Origin of the sequence: Blastomonas sp. CCH1-A6 (genome assembly GCF_001556365.1) — a bacterium.
Taxonomy (GTDB): Bacteria; Pseudomonadota; Alphaproteobacteria; order Sphingomonadales; family Sphingomonadaceae; genus Blastomonas; species Blastomonas ursincola.
This window is the reverse complement of the sequence record NZ_LSIS01000196.1, coordinates 1-1,064: the sequence shown is the minus strand read 5'-3', so window position 1 is coordinate 1,064 and position 1,064 is coordinate 1. Positions and strand designations below refer to the sequence as shown.

Below are 1,064 nucleotides of genomic sequence, written 5' to 3'. Positions count from 1 at the left end.
GCCATTCGCCGATGGTCGCCTCGCTGATCGATTCACCCAGGACGGGGACTTTGACTTCGATGCTCATGGTTCACAAACCCTATTTCTATCCGCGTTCAACCTGCGGAAATGATTATGTTTCTGCTGTTTCAGCTGCCACGCTGACGGCGGATTTCATCACGGACATTATGGCCCAGCGCGTCGGCGATCAGCGCGCCCTGTTCGGCCTGGTGCCGCTTGGCGAGGCCGGTGGCGGGCGATGCCGCCGCGACGCGACCGGCATAACGGGCGCGCTTGGGGGCGACGCCAGCATCGGCCAGGCATTCTTCGATGAACGGCTCGACGAAGAACCAGCTGCCATTGTTGCGCGCTTCTTCCTGCGCCCAGACGACCTCTTCCAGATTGACCATGCGCTTGAGGCGAATGGTCAGCGGCTCGCCGGGGAAGGGATAGAGCTGTTCGAGGCGGATGATCGCGGTGTTCTTGTCACCGGCGGCATCGCGTGCCTCCATCAGGTCGAACGCCACCTTGCCCGAGCACAGCACCAGGCGCTTGATGTCCTTGTCTTCCGGCTGGTTGGGGTCGGAAAGGATGCGCATGAAATGGCTGTTGCCCTGGAACTCGCTCGCCTTGGACACCGCCATCTTGTGCCGGAGCAGCGACTTGGGCGTCATGATGATCAGCGGCTTGCGGAAGTTCCGGTGCATCTGGCGGCGCAGCACGTGGAAATAGTTTGCCGGCGTCGTGATGTTGCACACCTGGATATTGTCGCCCGCACACAGCTGCAGGAAGCGTTCGAGACGCGCCGAGCTGTGTTCCGGACCCTGGCCTTCCATGCCGTGCGGCAGCAGCATCACCAGACCATTGGCGCGCAGCCACTTGGCCTCGCCGCTGGCGATGAACTGGTCGATCATGATCTGCGCGCCGTTGGCGAAATCGCCGAACTGCGCTTCCCACAGGACCAGCGTCTTGGGATCGGCCATGGCATAGCCATATTCGAAGCCGAGCACGCCATATTCGGACAGCGGGCTGTCGAGCACCTCGAACCGGCCATGCGGCACCTGTTCGAGCGGCAGGTAGCGCCC

At 62.4% G+C, this 1,064-nt stretch carries 1 pseudogene; it reads right to left on the bottom strand.

Going from position 1 to position 1,064, the window contains the following annotated elements:
• Positions 1-128: 128 nt before the first annotated feature.
• Positions 129-1,064: pseudogene (sucA, locus tag AX735_RS08685) on the bottom strand (2-oxoglutarate dehydrogenase E1 component); the annotation flags it as partial.